This window comes from Pseudomonas sp. BP01 (assembly GCF_022760795.1).
Taxonomy (GTDB): domain Bacteria; phylum Pseudomonadota; class Gammaproteobacteria; order Pseudomonadales; family Pseudomonadaceae; genus Aquipseudomonas; species Aquipseudomonas putida_Q.
In genome coordinates this window covers 48,158-63,936 of record NZ_JAFBKA010000020.1, presented here as the reverse complement: position 1 = coordinate 63,936, position 15,779 = coordinate 48,158, and the positions used below count along the sequence as shown (strand labels likewise).

The 15,779-nt window shown below is 64.3% G+C and carries 14 protein-coding genes; 11 read left to right on the top strand and 3 right to left on the bottom strand.

Annotation, left to right across the window (positions count from 1 at the left end; translation table 11 throughout):
• Positions 1 to 161 precede the first annotated feature (161 nt).
• From JOY50_RS18590 to JOY50_RS18555, 8 genes are all read left to right on the top strand, one after another.
• On the top strand, positions 162 to 911 hold the full coding sequence (locus JOY50_RS18590) for a GntR family transcriptional regulator (protein ID WP_243055615.1): 750 nt from the start codon (positions 162 to 164) through the stop codon (positions 909 to 911).
• Positions 908 to 2,632 (top strand): fumarate reductase/succinate dehydrogenase flavoprotein subunit, encoded by a 1,725-nt coding sequence (locus tag JOY50_RS18585; protein ID WP_132842736.1) that lies wholly within the window; start codon positions 908 to 910, stop codon positions 2,630 to 2,632. Before JOY50_RS18590 ends, JOY50_RS18585 begins: the two co-directional genes overlap by 4 nt.
• A gap of 163 nt (positions 2,633 to 2,795) precedes the next feature.
• Positions 2,796 to 3,041 carry a ferredoxin family protein gene (locus JOY50_RS18580; protein ID WP_008096634.1) on the top strand — a complete coding sequence of 82 codons (246 nt, stop codon included), beginning with the start codon at positions 2,796 to 2,798 and terminating at the stop codon, positions 3,039 to 3,041.
• Positions 3,042 to 3,160: 119 nt separating this feature from the next.
• Positions 3,161 to 4,567: an ABC transporter substrate-binding protein gene (locus JOY50_RS18575; protein WP_138736451.1), complete on the top strand. Its 1,407-nt coding sequence runs from the start codon at positions 3,161 to 3,163 to the stop codon at positions 4,565 to 4,567.
• Between the two features lie 15 nt (positions 4,568 to 4,582).
• On the top strand, positions 4,583 to 5,365 hold the full coding sequence (locus JOY50_RS18570) for an ABC transporter permease (protein WP_138736452.1): 783 nt from the start codon (positions 4,583 to 4,585) through the stop codon (positions 5,363 to 5,365).
• Positions 5,365 to 6,216 carry an ABC transporter ATP-binding protein gene (locus JOY50_RS18565; protein WP_132842740.1) on the top strand — a complete coding sequence of 284 codons (852 nt, stop codon included), beginning with the start codon at positions 5,365 to 5,367 and terminating at the stop codon, positions 6,214 to 6,216. The genes JOY50_RS18570 and JOY50_RS18565 overlap by 1 nt, the downstream gene beginning before the upstream one ends.
• A complete protein-coding gene (locus tag JOY50_RS18560; RefSeq protein ID WP_132842743.1) occupies positions 6,213 to 7,178 on the top strand; it encodes a HEAT repeat domain-containing protein in 966 nt (321 codons plus the stop codon). Before JOY50_RS18565 ends, JOY50_RS18560 begins: the two co-directional genes overlap by 4 nt.
• Positions 7,178 to 7,513, top strand: a complete 336-nt coding sequence (locus JOY50_RS18555; RefSeq protein WP_132842745.1) for a gamma-butyrobetaine hydroxylase-like domain-containing protein — start codon at positions 7,178 to 7,180, stop codon at positions 7,511 to 7,513. Before JOY50_RS18560 ends, JOY50_RS18555 begins: the two co-directional genes overlap by 1 nt.
• Here JOY50_RS18555 and JOY50_RS18550 read toward each other — a convergent pair.
• Entirely contained in the window at positions 7,453 to 8,316 is an 864-nt protein-coding gene (locus JOY50_RS18550; protein ID WP_132842747.1) for an ABC transporter ATP-binding protein, read from the bottom strand. The two genes, JOY50_RS18555 and JOY50_RS18550, sit on opposite strands and share 61 nt — an antisense overlap.
• The gene (locus tag JOY50_RS18545) at positions 8,313 to 9,914 is read right to left on the bottom strand and encodes an ABC transporter permease (protein ID WP_238342092.1); all 1,602 of its coding nucleotides are present in this window, start codon (positions 9,912 to 9,914) and stop codon (positions 8,313 to 8,315) included. The genes JOY50_RS18550 and JOY50_RS18545 overlap by 4 nt, the downstream gene beginning before the upstream one ends.
• Before the next feature lie 297 nt (positions 9,915 to 10,211).
• On the opposite strand from JOY50_RS18545, the gene JOY50_RS18540 reads away from it, so the two are divergent.
• Together JOY50_RS18540 and JOY50_RS18535 are read left to right on the top strand one after the other, a co-directional pair.
• A complete protein-coding gene (locus tag JOY50_RS18540; protein WP_243055614.1) occupies positions 10,212 to 11,249 on the top strand; it encodes an ABC transporter substrate-binding protein in 1,038 nt (345 codons plus the stop codon).
• Positions 11,250 to 11,289: 40 nt separating this feature from the next.
• On the top strand, positions 11,290 to 12,195 hold the full coding sequence (locus JOY50_RS18535; protein ID WP_138736455.1) for a TauD/TfdA family dioxygenase: 906 nt from the start codon (positions 11,290 to 11,292) through the stop codon (positions 12,193 to 12,195).
• Positions 12,196 to 12,333: 138 nt separating this feature from the next.
• Here JOY50_RS18535 and JOY50_RS18530 read toward each other — a convergent pair whose 3' ends face one another.
• Positions 12,334 to 13,248: a LysR family transcriptional regulator gene (locus tag JOY50_RS18530; RefSeq protein WP_019471769.1), complete on the bottom strand. Its 915-nt coding sequence runs from the start codon at positions 13,246 to 13,248 to the stop codon at positions 12,334 to 12,336.
• A gap of 192 nt (positions 13,249 to 13,440) precedes the next feature.
• On the opposite strand from JOY50_RS18530, the gene JOY50_RS18525 reads away from it, so the two are divergent.
• Positions 13,441 to 15,777, top strand: coding sequence for a TonB-dependent receptor (locus JOY50_RS18525; protein WP_243055613.1), 2,337 nt, complete (start codon positions 13,441 to 13,443; stop codon positions 15,775 to 15,777).
• Positions 15,778 to 15,779 lie beyond the last annotated feature (2 nt).

The following is a 15,779-nucleotide window of genomic DNA, read 5'->3' as shown; positions in this document are numbered from 1 at the left end:
TGGCCTTTTTCCTCTTTTTGCGCAGGCGGCGTTTGCGGGCCGCTGGCCTGCGCAAATTTATCTATCCATATGCGATATCAATATTTCCCACACCCTTCTTATGCCCTCTATCCTCTGGTCACAACTTGTTATAACAAGTCATCGATCAGCGAAGAGATCCCATGGCCGAACTGCTCCCCCTGTCCCCGGTACCGCTCTACACCCAGCTCAAGGACTTGCTGCGCGAGCGCATCCTCGACGGCACGTATCCACCGCACAGCTGCATGCCGTCTGAAAGCGAACTGGGCAAGGCCTTCGACGTCAGCCGCATCACCGTGCGCCAGGCGCTGGGCGACCTGCAGAAGGAAGGGTTGATCTTCAAGATTCACGGCAAAGGCACTTTCGTCGCCAAGCCCAAGGCGTTCCAGAACGTCAGTACCCTGCAGGGCCTGGGTGAGTCGATGACGCAGATGGGCTACGAAGTGATCAACCGCCTGCGCAGCTTCCGCCATGTCCCGGCCAATGCGTTGGTGGCCGCGCGGCTACAGGTCGAGGAGGGCAGCCTGGTGACCGAGATCCGCCGGGTGCGGCTGATCAACCGCGAGCCGGTATCGCTTGAGCTGACCTGGCTGCCCAAGGCCGTCGGCGAAAAACTGGAGAAGGCCGACCTGGTCACCCGCGACATCTTCCTGCTGCTGGAGAACGACTGCGGCATCGCCCTTGGCCACGCCGACCTGGCCATCGATGCGGTACTGGCCGACAGCGACCTGACCCAGGCCCTGGATGTTGAAGAAGGCTCGCCGATCATGCGAATCGAGCGCCTGACCCATGCTGCCGACGGCACGCCGCTGGACTTCGAACACCTTTACTACCGCGGCGATGCCTTCCAGTACCGCCTGCGCATTGATCGCCAGAAAGGGGGCAAGGCATGAGCATCCAGACCCAGGACTACGACATCATCGTCATCGGTGGCGGCACCGCCGGGCCGATGGCGGCGATCAAGGCCAAGGAGCAGGACAAAAGCCTGCGCGTGCTGCTGCTGGACAAGGCCAACGTCAAGCGCAGCGGTGCCATCAGCATGGGCATGGACGGCTTGAACAACGCCATCATCCCCGGCCACGCCACCCCCGAGCAGTACACCAAGGAAATCACCGTGGCCAATGACGGCATCGTCAACCAGGCCACGGTGCATGCCTACGCAACCCACAGTTTTGAAACCATCGAGCAACTCGACCGCTGGGGCGTGAAGTTCGAGAAGGACGAGACCGGCGACTACGCGGTGAAGAAGGTTCACCACATGGGCGCCTACGTGCTGCCCATGCCCGAAGGCCACGACATCAAGAAGGTGTTGTACCGCCAGCTCAAGCGTGCCCGGGTGGAGATCAGCAACCGCATGGTCTGCACCCGTGTGCTGCTCGATGGCGAAGGCGCCGCCGCGGGTGTGTTGGGCTTCGACTGCCGCAGCGGCGAGTTTCGGGTGGTGCGGGCCAAGGCGGTGATCCTTGCCTGCGGCGCCGCCGGGCGCCTGGGCCTGCCGTCGTCGGGTTATTTGATGGGTACCTACGAGAACCCGACCAACGCCGGTGACGGCTACGCAATGGCCTACCATGCAGGCGCCGAGCTGGCCAACCTCGAGTGCTTCCAGATCAACCCGCTGATCAAGGACTACAACGGTCCGGCCTGTGCCTACGTCACCGGCCCGCTGGGTGGGTACACCGCCAACAGCAAGGGTGAGCGATTCATCGAGTGCGACTACTGGAGCGGCCAGATGATGTGGGAGTTCCATCAGGAGCTCGAAGGCGGCAATGGCCCGGTGTTCCTCAAACTGGACCACCTGGCCGAAGAGACCATCCAGAACATCGAAGAGATCCTGCACAGCAACGAGCGCCCCAGCCGTGGCCAGTTTCACGCAGGGCGTGGCACCGACTACCGCCAGCACATGGTCGAGATGCATATCTCCGAGATCGGTTTCTGCTCCGGGCATTCGGCGTCGGGCGTGTGGGTCAACGAAAAGGCCGAAACCAGCGTCAAAGGGCTGTATGCCGCGGGCGACATGGCTGCGGTGCCGCACAACTACATGCTGGGCGCCTTTACCTATGGCTGGTTTGCCGGTGTGAACGCCGCGCATTACGTGGCCGGGCGCGAACTCGCCGAGGTCGATGCCGAACAGGTCGAACGCGAGCGCGCGCGGGTGTTTGCCCCGCTGCAGCGTGAGCATGGCCTGCCGCCAGCCCAGGTTGAGTACAAGCTCAGGCGCATGGTCAACGACTACCTGCAGCCGCCGAAGGTGACCAAGAAGATGGAGATCGGCCTGGCGCGCTTTGCCGAGATTGAGCGTGACCTTGAGCAGATGAAGGCCAGCAACCCCCATGAACTGATGCGTGCGATGGAAGTGTCGGTGATTCGCGACTGCGCCGAGATGGCGGCGCGCGCCTCGCTGTTCCGCGAGGAAAGCCGCTGGGGGCTGTACCACCACCGGGTGGACTTCCCTGAGCGCAACGATGGCGAGTGGTTTTGCCATTGCCACCTGAAAAAGGGTGAGAACGGTGAAATGACCAGTTTCAAGAAGGCCGTCGAACCCTACCTGATTGCCCTGGATGCCGATGAGCAGACTGCCTATGACCGGTTGCGAGTGAAGGCTGATGCAGCGTGAATGGGGCCGCTTCGCAGCCCAATCGCCGGCAAGCCAGCTCCCACAGGTACTGCATCGGCGGTGAAGTCTGCACCCTCCTGTAGGAGCTGGCTTGCCGGCGATGGGGCCATCAGCCTCTGCAAAAAACAGAACGAGGGCCACAGGCCCCAAGGACTCCGTGAAAATGGCCTACCAGCCGCAAGAAATCTTCTTCCGCAGCAGCGCCCCGGTCACCATCGACGAAGACAAATGCATCGCCGAAAAAGGCTGCACCGTGTGCGTCGAGGTCTGCCCCATGGACCTGCTGGCGATCAACCCGGCCACGCAAAAGGCCTACATGGCCTTCGACGAATGCTGGTACTGCATGCCCTGCGAGAAGGACTGCCCCACCGGTGCGGTGAAGGTCGACATCCCGTACCTGCTGCGCTGATTCATCCTGCCATCCGGCGAACCACCGGACGCCCTCCTGCTGTGCCCCTCGTTTCCCACCACCCAAGCCGGGCGGCGGAGACGACGCCAACTCTTATAATGATTCGAGGGGAAACACCCATGCGCCTTGTTGCAACCGTGGCCGGCCTCGCGCTGGCGCTCACTGGCCTGAACGCCAGCGCCGAAACCATCCGCATCGCCATCGGCACCCAGGACACCACCATCAACTGCGTCACCGGTGGCCTGCTGATCCGTGAGCTGGGCCTGCTGGACAAGTACCTGCCGCACGACGGCAAGTACAAGGACGCCACCTACCAGGTCGAGTGGAAGAACTTCACCAGCGGTGCGCCGCTGACCAACGAAATGGTCGCCGGCAAACTCGACTTCGGCGCCATGGCCGACTTCCCAGGGTCGTTCAACGGGGTTGCGCACCTGGATGCCGGCAAGCGGAGCCTGTTCATCAGTGTGCTGTCGGGCAGCGTGCATGGCAGCGGCAATGGTATCGTCGTACCCGCGGCGTCCAGCGTGCAGTCGCTGGCTGAACTCAAGGGCAAGACCATTTCCGTGCCGTTCGCCTCCACTGCCCACGGCATGCTGTTGCGCGCCGTCGCCGCTCAGGGCTGGGACCCGCAGAAGGATGTGCGGATCATCGCCCAGGCGCCGGAAATCGCCGGCTCCGCCCTGCGCAGCAACCGCATCGAAGCCCACGCCGACTTCGTGCCGTTCGCCGAGTTGTTCCCCAACCGCGGCTTCGCCCGCAAGATCTACGATGGCGCCCAGGCCAACGCACCGACCTTCCATGGTGCCCTGGTCGATGCCGATTACGCGAAGAAGTACCCGGAAGTGGTCACCGCCTACCTGCGGGCCAGCCTTGAAGCCGACCGCCTGATCGCTGCGCAGCCTGAGAAGTACAGCGAGTTGATCGAGAAGGTCACGGGGATCGAAGCCGAGGTCAATTACCTGTTCCACGGCCCGCTCGGCTTGCAGACCCGCGACCTGACCTGGAAGCCTGAATACCGCCAGGCAGTGGCTACATCCATCGATACGCTCAAGCTGCTGAAAAAGACCGACCGTGGCCTGGACACCGACAAGTTCATCGACGACCAGTACATCCGTGCCGCCTTCAAACAGGCTGGCCTGGACTACGACAAGGCGCTGAAAGACTACGACCCGCTGCCACTCAAGGCCAATGACGCGCTGACCGGCAAACCGATCACCGACTTCAGCCGCCTGGCGCAGATCTGGGTGCGCGGTGAAGACAAGGTCCGCCACTACGCTTCGCCGGAGGCCGCCCTTGGTGCCTTGGCCCAGCTGGAGCAGGAGGGTAAGGACATCCGCGCCATCTACGCCCAGGCCGCCGACAGCGGCATCAAGTTGCTGGCCAACCAGGCCTGGTTCGTGCGCAACGCCAAAGGCGAACTGGCGGCGTTCCTGCTCAAGGACCAGGCCGAGCAGTATGCCAAGGCCCATGGTGGCGAGGCGCTGGACTTCGTCAGCGCCAACCAGAAGCGGGTCGCCCAGCGCTGACCGGGAGGCACCGACATGACCCGCAACCTCAAGCGCTGGCCGGTGCGCCTGGCGTCGCTGTTGGCCTGCCTGCTGTTTTGGCAGCTGGCGGCACACGTGAAACTGGACCTTGGTCTGCTGACGTTCACCTATGTCCCCACACCCAAGGCGGTGCTGGACGCTGCCTGGCAGTTGCTCACCTCCAGCACCCTGCTGGCGCACCTGGGCAGCAGCCTGTCGCGGGTATTTGCCGGTTATGCCACTGCGGCACTGGTTGGCGTGGCCCTGGGGTTGCTGATCGGCCGCTCGAAATGGGCGGAGGACACCCTGCTGCCGCCGCTGGAAGTGCTGCGGCCGATTCCGGCGGTGGCGTGGATCCCGCTGGCGATCCTGATGTTCCCGTCGTCGGAACTGTCGATGGTGTTCATCACCTTCACCGGCGCGTTGTTCCCCATCCTGCTCAACACCGTGCATGGCGTTGAAGCTGTCGACCCGCGCCTGGTGGCATCGGCGCGCAGCCTCGGCGCCGGGCGCTGGGCGATCCTGCGCGAGGTGGTGTTGCCTGGGGCGTTGCCGAGCATCGTCACAGGCCTTGCCATCGGCATGGGTACGTCATGGTTCTGCCTGGTCACTGCCGAGATGATTTCCGGGCAGTTCGGCATCGGCTACTACACCTGGGAGTCCTACACCTTGCAAAACTACCCGGACATCATCGTCGGCATGCTGCTGATCGGCGTGCTGGGCATGGGCAGCAGCGCCCTGGTCAAGCGCCTGGGGGCGCTGGCCACGCCGTGGTACCGCACGCGGAGGGCCAGTTGATGAACAGTTATCAACAGGCGCCGGGGCGTATCGATGGTCGTGGCCTGTCGATTCGCCTGGGGCACGGCAGCGAAGCGTTCGAGGCGGTGCAGCGCCTGGACTTTGCCGTGGAGCCGGGCGAGTTCGTCTGCATCCTCGGCCCCTCCGGTTGTGGCAAGTCGACGTTGCTCGGCGCCCTGGCCGGGCACCTGGTGCCGAGCAGCGGCCAGCTGAACGTGGACGGCCAGCCCGTTGCCGGGCCGTCACCGCAGCGGGGCATGGTGTTTCAGCATCACACCTTGCTGCCCTGGCGTAGCGTGCTCGACAACGTGGCCTTCGGCCTGAAGATGCAGGGCCTGGGCCGCGCCGAACGTCACCGGCAGGCGCGCGAAATGCTGCAGCTGGTGGGGCTGGCCGACTTTGCCAGGCGCTGGCCCAACCAGCTGTCCGGCGGTATGCAGCAGCGGGCCGAAATCGCCCGGGTGCTGATCAACCGCCCACGGCTGTTGCTGATGGACGAACCTTTCGGCGCACTGGACGCGCAAACCCGTGCCCGCATGCAGGAGCTGTTGCTGGATATCTGGGCCAGCATCCGCACCACCGTGGTGTTCGTCACCCACGATATCGACGAAGCGCTGTTCCTCGCCGACCGCATCCTGGTGATGAGCCCGCGCCCCGGTCGCTTTATCGAAGACCTGCGCCTGGACTTTGCGCGCCCACGCCGCGCCAGCCTGCTGACCAGCCCTGAATTCACTCACCTCAAGCGTCACTGCCTGGCGTTGCTGCGCCACGAGGAAGGCCGCGAACTGCCGCGCCTGACCCCGCTGGGCCTGCCGGACACTGACCACCCACCGCTACGGATCGCGCTATGACTGACCGAACGACCGACAACCCCGACATCCTTGCCCTGTTGCCTCGCCTTGATGCCACCGACGCTGGCGTGCGCCGCATCGCCCTGATCGAGCTGGCCGACCTGGAAGACCCGGATGGCTTGCCTTGGCTCACCGATGCCCTGCTGGTGGACGCCGCCGACGAGGTGCGTGCCGAGGCCGCGCGCCTGCTTGAGGCCTGGGAAGAACCCGAAGTTGTGCAAGCCCTGTGCGCTGCGCTGGCCGATGCCGCCGAACCGGTACGGCTGGCAGCTGCGCAGAGCCTCAGCGAACTCAAGAGCCTTGAGGCCGGCCAGCTGATCCTCCCGTGGGTCAAACACGCCGATGCCTTCGTCCGCGCCAGTGCCTTGCGTGCCTTGCGCGAGCTGCGCCTGGAAGATGCTGCCGAACCTGCGCTGCTGGCGCTGGCCGATGACGACCCCGCCGTGCGGCGTGAGGCAGTGGGCATTCTTGGCTGGCTCAAGCACCAGCCGGCGTTGCGGGCGTTGGCAGCGCTCGCCGAGGCCGAGCCGGACACCGAGGTACGCCGCGCGGCCATCGGCGCGCTGGGCCTTGCCCGGGACAACTCGGTGTTGCCTGCGTTGGTGGCGGCATTGACTGACCAGGCCTGGCAAGTGCGCGAGGAAGCCGCCACCACGTTAGGCAAAGTCGGTCAGGACCAGGCAGGCCCGGCGCTGGTGGATGCCCTTGCCGATGACTTCTGGCAGGTCCGCCTGCGGGCAGCGCGCTCACTGGGTCGGCTGCGCTATGCCGCTGCACTGGACGCGCTTGGCGCGTTGCTTGGCCATGGCATTGCCAACCTGCGCAAGGAAGCGGCGCTGGCCCTGGGCGAGCTGGGCCAGGCGCGTGCCTTGCCGGTGCTGCAGGCCGCCGAGGCCGACAGCGACCCCGAGGTGCGCAAGGCGGTGCGGATTGCCCTGGCGCAACTGCGCGGGGCTGCCTGATGAACGCCCCGCAAGCCATTCGCAACTTGCGCGGGCCAGGGCAGTTGCTGCTGCAATGGGAAGACGGCGAACACAGCCTCAGCCATACCCGTTTGCGCGGTGCCTGCCCTTGTTCAGAATGCCGTGCGGCGCGCCTCTCCGGCGGGATCAGCCTGGTGCGCGACGATGTGCGTGTGCAGCGGATTACCTCGCAGGGGTATGGCGTGCAGCTGGTGTTCAGCGATGGGCATGAGCGCGGGATCTACCCTTGGGCTTACTTGCGTGACCTGGTCATTCACAATGCAATCAGCTCCGGCCGCAGCCCTTCGACCCGTCGCACCGGCGGTGGCAGGTAGCCGCCATCCCCGGTGATCTGGTGCAGCACCTTCTCGCGCAGCCCATGCAGGGCAACACCGGTGCGCAAGCGTGGATGCGGCAGGTCTATCTCGACCACCGACTTGATCCTGCCCGGACGTGGCTCCAGCACCACAACCCGATCAGCCAGGTACGTCGCCTCCTCGGCATCGTGGGTCACCAGCAAGGTTGTGATACCTGCCCGTTCGCGAATGGCCAGCAGCTCGTCCTGCAGTTGCTGGCGGGTCAGGGCATCCAGCGCGCCGAACGGCTCGTCGAGCAGCAGGATACGCGGGCTGGCTACAAGGCCACGGGCAATGGCCACGCGCTGCGCCATGCCGCCCGACAGCTGGTGCGGATATGCCGACTCGAAGCCGACCAGCCCCACCAGTTGCACGAATTCATGCACCCGCCGGGCACGTTCACCCTGGGTGAGCGACTCGTTGACCAGCCCCAAGGCAATGTTCTGTTCCACGTTCAACCATGGGAACAGCCGGTGCTCCTGGAACACGATGCCGCGTTCGCCACCAATGCCGCTGACAGCGCGGCCATCGACGCGGATGCTGCCGCTGTATTCGGTATCCAGCCCCACCAACAGCCGTAGCAGGGTGGACTTGCCGCAACCGGAAGCCCCGACGATGGCGATGAACTCGCCCTCGTTGATCGACAGGTTGAAGTTGCGGATAGCCTCGAGCGGCTGGCCGTCCACGCTGAACACCTTGCCGACCCCCTCGAAGCTGACCAGAGGCGGGGTGGTGTCGGGCTGGTTGGCCGCCTGCAGGTGCGAAGTGTTGAATGCGTTCATGCGGTTCTCCAGCGCGTGGCGCGCGATTCGAGGCGTTGTCCAAGGGTGCCGAGCAGGGCGCCCACCAGGCCGATCAGGACCATGGCGGCCATCACCTGGTCCATGCGGAACAGTTGCTGGGCGCCGATCATCAGGCTGGCGATGCCGCCGTCCGACGGCATGAAGTATTCGGCGCCGATGGTGCCCAGCCAGGCGTAGATCAGCGACAGGCGCAGGCCGGCGAAAATCGCCGGGGCCGCGCCGGGCAGCACCAGCAGGCGCAGGCGTTGCCACAGGTTCAGGCGCAGGGTGCGGGCCGCTTCGCCCAGTTGTGGCGAAAGGCTGGCGATACCGCGCTGGGTAGCGATCAGCAGCGGGAAGAATGCGGCCAGGCCAACGAACACAAGCTTGGCCCCTTCACCCAGGCCGAACCACGCAGTCAGCAATGGCACCCAGGCGAACAGTGCAACTTGGCGCAAGGCCGACAGGCTCGGCCCGAAGAGGCGTTCGGCTGTGCTGGAAAGCCCCAGCAGCAATCCGCCCAGCAAGCCCGCGGCGCCGCCCAGCAACAGGCCGCTCAGGGTGCGTTGCAGGCTCAGCAACAAGGCTTGCGGCAGCGACCCATCGGCCAGGCCGACCAACAGCGTGCGCAGTACCTCAAGTGGCGAGGTGAGGATGTTCGGGTCAACCCAGCCAAAGCTGTTGCTGGCCTGCCACAGCGCCAATAGCCCCAAGGGCAGCAGCAGGCTTTGCCAGCCGCGTGGCACAGGCCCGCGCTGCTGCTCGCCAGTGGCCGGCTGCGGCCAATACAGCAGGCGCTTTTCCAGGGCTGAGAAGCTGCGCTCCAGCACCGCGCCGACCAGGCCGATCACCAGAATGCACAACATCACCAGGTCGAGCATGAACAGTTGCCGCCCCCACACCATCAGGTAACCGATCCCTTCGCTGGAGGCCAGCAACTCGACCGCCAACAGCGAGGTCCAGCCGGTGGCCAGGGCCAGGCGCACACCCGTGAGGAAGGCGGGCAGGGCAGCTGGCAGTAACAGGCGCAGGAGCAGCAGGTGCCTGGGCAGGCGAAGAGCCGCAGCGGCCTCACGCAGTTTTGGCTGGGCATCGCGCACACCCACCAGCGTGTGCAAGGTAACGGGGACCACCACGGCTTTTACCAGCACCACCAGCTTGAGCAGCTCGCCGATGCCGAAGAACAGCATGAACAACGGAATCCAGGCCAGCGTAGGGATCTGGGCCAGCGCTACGAAGGTCGGCAGTACCAGCGTCTGCGCCCGGCGCGAAGCGCCCAGCCACACACCTAGCAGCAGGCCGCTGGCAATGCCCGCCGCGAGCCCCCAGAACAACCGTTGCAGGCTTATCCACAGGTGCCCCCAGAGCTCGCCGGAGCCAAACTCCACTGCGCTTTGCCACACCAGCGCCGGTGCCGGCAGGATCTGCTCGCTCATCCAGTGCTGCCGGCTCGCCACCACCCACAGCAGCGCAATCAGCACAGGTAACAACCAAGGCAACAAGCGCTCACGGCCTAGGTGGGAGCGGCCTTGTGTCGCGATAGGGCCGCGAAGCGGCCCCCGAAGCCACCTCCGATTCCTGCTCAGAACTCCATTCATCAGCCATCACTCGAAGCGTTGTTAGGTTATTCACTTATGGAATTAAAAAAACAATAAAGTGAATTTCAAGAGATAAGAGCATGCGTTCCCTGCATACGGAAGCCCCCCGCCGTTGCGTTTTCCTCATATTTTCCATGCGTTTTCCGCAAGCTCCCCGCAGGCCCGCATAGCGCTTGGTTTATGCCTTTCAGTTACTAAAAAATGAAGTTTTGATCTTTGTAGGTTCTAACCAGACCTGCCTAGCTTCTGGCCAAAGCGCCGGCCATCGCCGGTGGCAGCCTGCCAAGGAGCCTTGCCATGAAAACCCCGTTGCGCCACCTGATCACCGCCCTTGGGCTGGCCTTCACCCTCGGTGCCCACGCGGCTGAACCCGCCAAGCCAGAAAGCATTCGCATCGCCGTGCCCGACCTCAGTGCCGGCAGCAAGCCCAGCGCCGGTGGGGTGGTCGATGTGCTGCGTGACCAGGAGCTGCTAGAGAAGGAATTTGCCAAGGACGGCATCCGCATCGACTGGCACTTCTTCAAGGGCGCCGGGCCTGTGGTGAACGAAGCGCTGGCCAACGGCCAGGCCGACTTCGCCTATCTGGGCGACCTGGCCGCGATCGTCGGCAAGGCCAATGGCCTGGACACTCGGGTGTTGTCGGCGGGCGTGCGTGGGGTCAAGAGTTACCTGGGCGTGGTGCCCGGCTCTGGCATCAAGACCCTGCAGGACCTCAAGGGCAAGCGTGTGGCGGTGTTCCGCGGTACAGCCAACCAGCTGTCGTTCGCCAGCGCCCTGGCCAGCCAGGGGCTGACCGAGCGCGAGCTGAAGGTGATCAACCTGGACTTCAACGCCGCCAACGCTGCGCTGGCCGCCAAACAGATCGACGCCACCTGGGGTTTGTCGAACCTGCTGTCGTTGCGAGAGCGCGGGCTGGTCGAACTACCGGTCAATTCGCGTGACCTGGAAGGCGCCGGCAGCACCCAGGCAGTGCTGCTGGGTACCGGCGATTTCATCCGTAAATACCCCGAGCTGGTCCAGCGCCTGGTCAACGCCCAGGAGCACGCCAGTACCTGGCTGCGCGATGAACACAACCGCCAGGCCTATATCGATCTTGTGGCCAGCAACGCCAACTGGCCGCGCACCATCCTCAGCGATGACCTGGCCAAAGAAGACCTTGCCCACTACTTCGACCCGCGCCTGGACGCTGACTTCGTAGGCCAGTTGCAGAAGGGCGTGGACCTGGCTGCCAAGGAGCGCCTGATCCGCCGTGGCTTCCAGGTCGCCGACTGGGTCGAGCCACGCTTCCTCGATGCTGCGCTGAAACAGGAACAGGCCGTGCAGGCCGCCCGCTAAACCTTCAAAAAACCCGACAATGACCGCAAGGACCACGACCATGAGCAATGCCGCCCTGGCCACCGCGCCACAAACGCTCGAACTCGACATTCACCCGGTTGCCGGCCGTATCGGCGCCGAAATCCGCGGTGTGCAACTGTCCGCCGACCTCGATGCTGCCACCATCGAGGCTATCCAGGCTGCACTGGTACAGCACAAGGTGATCTTCTTCCGCGACCAGACCCACCTGGATGACCAGAGCCAGGAAGGCTTTGCCAAACTGCTCGGCGAGCCGGTCGCCCACCCCACCGTACCGGTGGTGGATGGCACCAGCTACCTGCTGCAACTCGATGGCGCCGAAGGCCAGCGGGCCAACTCCTGGCACACCGACGTAACCTTCGTCGATGCCTACCCCAAGGCCTCGATCCTGCGCAGCGTGGTAGCGCCGGCTTCGGGTGGCGATACCGTTTGGGCCAACACGGCTGCGGCTTATCAGGAACTGCCCGAGCCGCTGCGCGAGCTGGCCGACAAGCTGTGGGCGGTGCACAGCAACGAATACGACTACGCCAGCATCAAGCCCGACGTGGACCCGGCCAAGCTGGAGCGCTATCGCAAGGTGTTCACATCGACCGTTTACGAGACCGAGCACCCGGTAGTGCGTGTGCACCCGATCAGTGGTGAGCGGGCACTGCAACTGGGGCACTTCGTGAAGCGCATCAAGGGGTATTCGCTGGCGGATTCGCAGCACCTGTTCGGTGTGCTGCAAGGGCATGTGACGCGGCTGGAAAACACCGTGCGCTGGCGCTGGCAGGCGGGGGACGTGGCGATCTGGGATAACCGCGCGACGCAGCATTATGCGGTGGATGATTACGGCACCCAGCCGCGTGTGGTCCGTCGGGTGACATTGGCGGGGGAGGTGCCGGTGGGTGTGGATGGCCAGTTGAGCCGGACTACGCGTAAAGGCTGATATTGCCGGGGCCGCTTTGCGGCCCTTTCGCCGGCAAGCCAGCTCCCACAGGTACCTCACAGGTAACTCAGGGCAGGAGGCAGCGGTGATCTTGTGGGAGCTGGCTTGCCGGCGCTTCGGCGGCGAAGCCCCCGCCCGTCACAACCCGGTATCACAGGCAATCAACTGCCTGACCAGCCCCTGCGCCAACGGCGACAAACCATACCCCACCCGGCTTACCACCCCATAGCGGGTATGGCACGCCTCTTCCTGCTCGGGCGTCAGGTCTGCCAGCTTCAACTTCACCAACCCGCCCTCGCGTTGATATGGCCGCAAGTTGGCATTGCAGGCAATGCCGATGGTGTCCGAATGCATCACCACATTCAGCAACGCATACCCGTGCTCGCACTCCACCGCTGGCAAGAAGTCCTGCCGCCCGCTGAGGTCGCTGAGGATCTTGCGGATGTTCGGCGGGCGGAAGGTAGTGGCCATCGGGAAGTCGAACAGGTCGCGCGCCTGCACGGCCTCCTGCTCGGTCAGCGGGTGCCCGGCGCGGCAGCAGAAATGCCAGCGCTGTGGTGTCAGCTTGTGCACCTGGTAGTCCGGGTCAGACTCGAACTGGCGGGTGTCGGCGACAAAGAACTCGATCTCTTCGGCCACCAGCTTGCGGTTCAGCGCCTGCCAATTGTCCACCTGGAAGCAGGTGCGCGCCGCCGGGTACTCGGCCACGAAGCGCGCTACCGCGCGCGGCACCAGGCCGCCGGCTGGCGCAGGGCCGGAGCCAAAGCGCACCACCCCGGTGGTGGCGCCATTGAACTGGTGGATCTCGTTGACCAGGTTGTGCGCCCCATGCACCAGCCGCCGCGAATGCTCCAGCACCAGCAGGCCTTGGCGGGTGGGCGCGAGTTCCTTGCTGGCGCGGTCCACCAGGCGGCAGCCAATGTTGTGCTCCAGGGTCTGGATGCTGCGGCTGAAGGCCGATTGCGACAGGTTCACGGCCGCCGCAGCGGCCACGAAACTGCGGTGCTCGACAAGGGCGATGTAGTGGCGCAGCTGACGCAGATCGATATGCATTTTTTACATTAAAACCTTCGGTCAAATGCAATTGCTGACAAGGGTGAGTCCCCTTATAAAGGGTGTTACTTATTCCACTAAATATGAATTACAACTATTTATATCACTTAAAAGAATATAAGCCCGACTGACCGCGATTCGGTTCCGCCAACGGAAATGCTCGCCAGGGCCCACGCCTCAAGGAGCATTTGCATGTCCGGACTTTCCAGTTGGCCTGCGCGCGCGTCGCGTTTCACCTTGCAACCCTTGGCCGCTGGCGTGTTGCTGGCGGCGTCCTCTGGCAGCTTTGCCGAAGAGCCGGTCAGCGCCACCCCAGCGGTAGAGCAGGAAGCCAAGCTCGGCACCGTCACAGTCAATGCCCGCCGCCGTGAAGAAACCGCGCAAAGCGTGCCCACGCCCATCAGCGTGCTGGACAGCGAAACCCTGGAAACCCAGCGCATCTCCCGCGTGCAGGATTTGCAACAGCTGGTGCCCAGCACCAACGTCGCCTACGTGCATGCACGCCAGTCGAGCATCTCGATCCGTGGCCTGGGCAACAACCCGGCCAGCGATGGCCTGGAGGGCAGCGTCGGCATCTACCTGGACAACGTCTACCTCGGTCGCCCCGGCATGGCGGTATTCGATCTGCTGGATGTGGAGCAGCTGGAAGTGCTGCGCGGCCCGCAGGGCACGCTGTTCGGCAAGAACACTACGGCCGGCGTGCTGAATATCACCACGCGCAAGCCCACCTTCCACCGCGAAGGCAGCATCCAGCAGTCGATTGGCGAAGACGGCTATCTGCAAACCCAAGGCAGCTTCTCGGGGCCGATCAGCGAGACCCTGGCCGGGCGCATCAGTGCCTACCGCACCGAAGACGACGGCTATGTGAAGAACATCCACAACGGTGACGACCTCAACGGTGGCAAGCGCCAGGGCTTTCGCACCCAGCTGCTGTTCAAGCCCAGCGAAACGTTCAACCTGCGCTGGATTGGCGAATACAACGAAGAAGATTCCAATAACGGCATCCTCAGTCTGTACAGCACCGGGCCGACCATCAATGGCGTCAACCGCTACGAAAGCCTGGCTGCCCAGGCGGGCGCGACGCTGGTGTCGGGCAAGGACCGCAAAGTCAATTTCGACGCCGACCAGCAGGTGACGGTGTTCCAGGGCGGCACTTCGGTGGAGGCCAACTGGACCCTGCCCAATGATTTCACCCTGACTTCGATCACTGCCTACCGCTGGTGGGACTTCACCCCGCGCAACGACGATGGTCTGGACGTGCCGGTGTTCTATAGCGCCGGGGTATCGGTACGCGACAAGCAGTACTCGCAGGAAATCCGCCTGGCTTCGCCTACCGGTGGCGCCTTCGACTACGTGCTGGGTGCCTACTACTTCAAGCAGGACCTGGACAACAAATCCTTCACTTACTACGGGCCGCAGGCGGATGTCTGGAACCTCACCCCGGCCGGTGCGCTGAACAACGTCAACACCATTGGTGACGGGCACATCGATACCGACAGCTATGCGCTGTTCGCCCAGGGCACCTGGCATGTCACCGACCGCCTGGATTTCACCGCCGGCGTGCGCGGTACCTATGAAGAAAAGAGCGCCTGGGTAACCCGCGATGCACCTGACGGTGGTGCGGCTGTAACCGGGGCTGCTGCCACCGCGCGCCAGGCGCGGATAGGGGCCTACGATTCGGGTGACCTCAACCAGTACAGCTTCAGCCCTTCCGGCCTGCTGGGCCTGAGCTACCGCTTCAACGAACAACTGCTGGGCTACGCCACCCTGACCCACGGCGAGAAGTCGGGTGGCGTCAACCTCACCGTCGGCGCGGCACCACGGCTGGGTACCGATTCGCTGCTGGTGGGTACCGAGCGGGTCAACAACGCCGAACTGGGCCTGAAAAGCACCCTGTTCGACGGTCGCTTGCAACTCAACAGCAACCTGTTCTGGGCCGAGGTGCATGGCTACCAGGCCAACGTCTACGACCAGATCAACCGCGTGCAGTACCTGGCCAACGCTGGCAGCGTGCGCTCGCGCGGCCTGGAGTTCGAAGCCACGGCGCTGCCGATCCGTGGCCTCACGGTCAACTTCAATGGCTCGTGGAACGACGTGCGCTACACCGAATACAAGGATGCCCCATGCCCGCCTGAGGTGAGCCTGGCCAATGCCACCGCCACCTGCGACCTCTCCGGCCACCAGGTGGTTGGCGCCTCCAAGTACATCGCCAACCTCAACACCCAGTACAAGTGGCAGGCCACCCAGCACGTCGAGCCCTACGTCACTGCCAGCTACGCCTTCCGCTCGAAGGCCGTGGGCACCATCGACGATTCCGATTTCGGCCAGATCCCCAGCTACGCGCTGGTCAACCTTTCCGCCGGTGTGCGCCTGGACCAGGGCGACGGCGTGGTCGACCTGTCGCTGTGGGTGAAAAACGCCGGCGACAAAACCTACTTCACCAGCCTGTGGAACTCCGCCAACGGTGGCTATGCCGGCGTGCTCGGCACCCCGCGCACCTTCGGCGCCACCGCCCGTTACGACTTCTGAGC

Excerpts from the sequence above, each read along its gene's own strand:
- JOY50_RS18555 (WP_132842745.1), top strand. The coding sequence starts at position 7,178 with ATGAACGCCCCGCAAGCCATTCGCAACTTGCGCGGGCCAGGGCAGTTG.
- JOY50_RS18570 (WP_138736452.1), top strand. The coding sequence starts at position 4,583 with ATGACCCGCAACCTCAAGCGCTGGCCGGTGCGCCTGGCGTCGCTGTTG.
- JOY50_RS18525 (WP_243055613.1), top strand. The coding sequence starts at position 13,441 with ATGTCCGGACTTTCCAGTTGGCCTGCGCGCGCGTCGCGTTTCACCTTG.
- JOY50_RS18585 (WP_132842736.1), top strand. The coding sequence starts at position 908 with ATGAGCATCCAGACCCAGGACTACGACATCATCGTCATCGGTGGCGGC.
- JOY50_RS18580 (WP_008096634.1), top strand. The coding sequence starts at position 2,796 with ATGGCCTACCAGCCGCAAGAAATCTTCTTCCGCAGCAGCGCCCCGGTC.
- JOY50_RS18560 (WP_132842743.1), top strand. The coding sequence starts at position 6,213 with ATGACTGACCGAACGACCGACAACCCCGACATCCTTGCCCTGTTGCCT.
- JOY50_RS18590 (WP_243055615.1), top strand. The coding sequence starts at position 162 with ATGGCCGAACTGCTCCCCCTGTCCCCGGTACCGCTCTACACCCAGCTC.
- JOY50_RS18530 (WP_019471769.1), bottom strand. The coding sequence starts at position 13,248 with ATGCATATCGATCTGCGTCAGCTGCGCCACTACATCGCCCTTGTCGAG.
- JOY50_RS18565 (WP_132842740.1), top strand. The coding sequence starts at position 5,365 with ATGAACAGTTATCAACAGGCGCCGGGGCGTATCGATGGTCGTGGCCTG.
- JOY50_RS18545 (WP_238342092.1), bottom strand. The coding sequence starts at position 9,914 with ATGAATGGAGTTCTGAGCAGGAATCGGAGGTGGCTTCGGGGGCCGCTT.
- JOY50_RS18575 (WP_138736451.1), top strand. The coding sequence starts at position 3,161 with ATGCGCCTTGTTGCAACCGTGGCCGGCCTCGCGCTGGCGCTCACTGGC.
- JOY50_RS18540 (WP_243055614.1), top strand. The coding sequence starts at position 10,212 with ATGAAAACCCCGTTGCGCCACCTGATCACCGCCCTTGGGCTGGCCTTC.
- JOY50_RS18535 (WP_138736455.1), top strand. The coding sequence starts at position 11,290 with ATGAGCAATGCCGCCCTGGCCACCGCGCCACAAACGCTCGAACTCGAC.
- JOY50_RS18550 (WP_132842747.1), bottom strand. The coding sequence starts at position 8,316 with ATGAACGCATTCAACACTTCGCACCTGCAGGCGGCCAACCAGCCCGAC.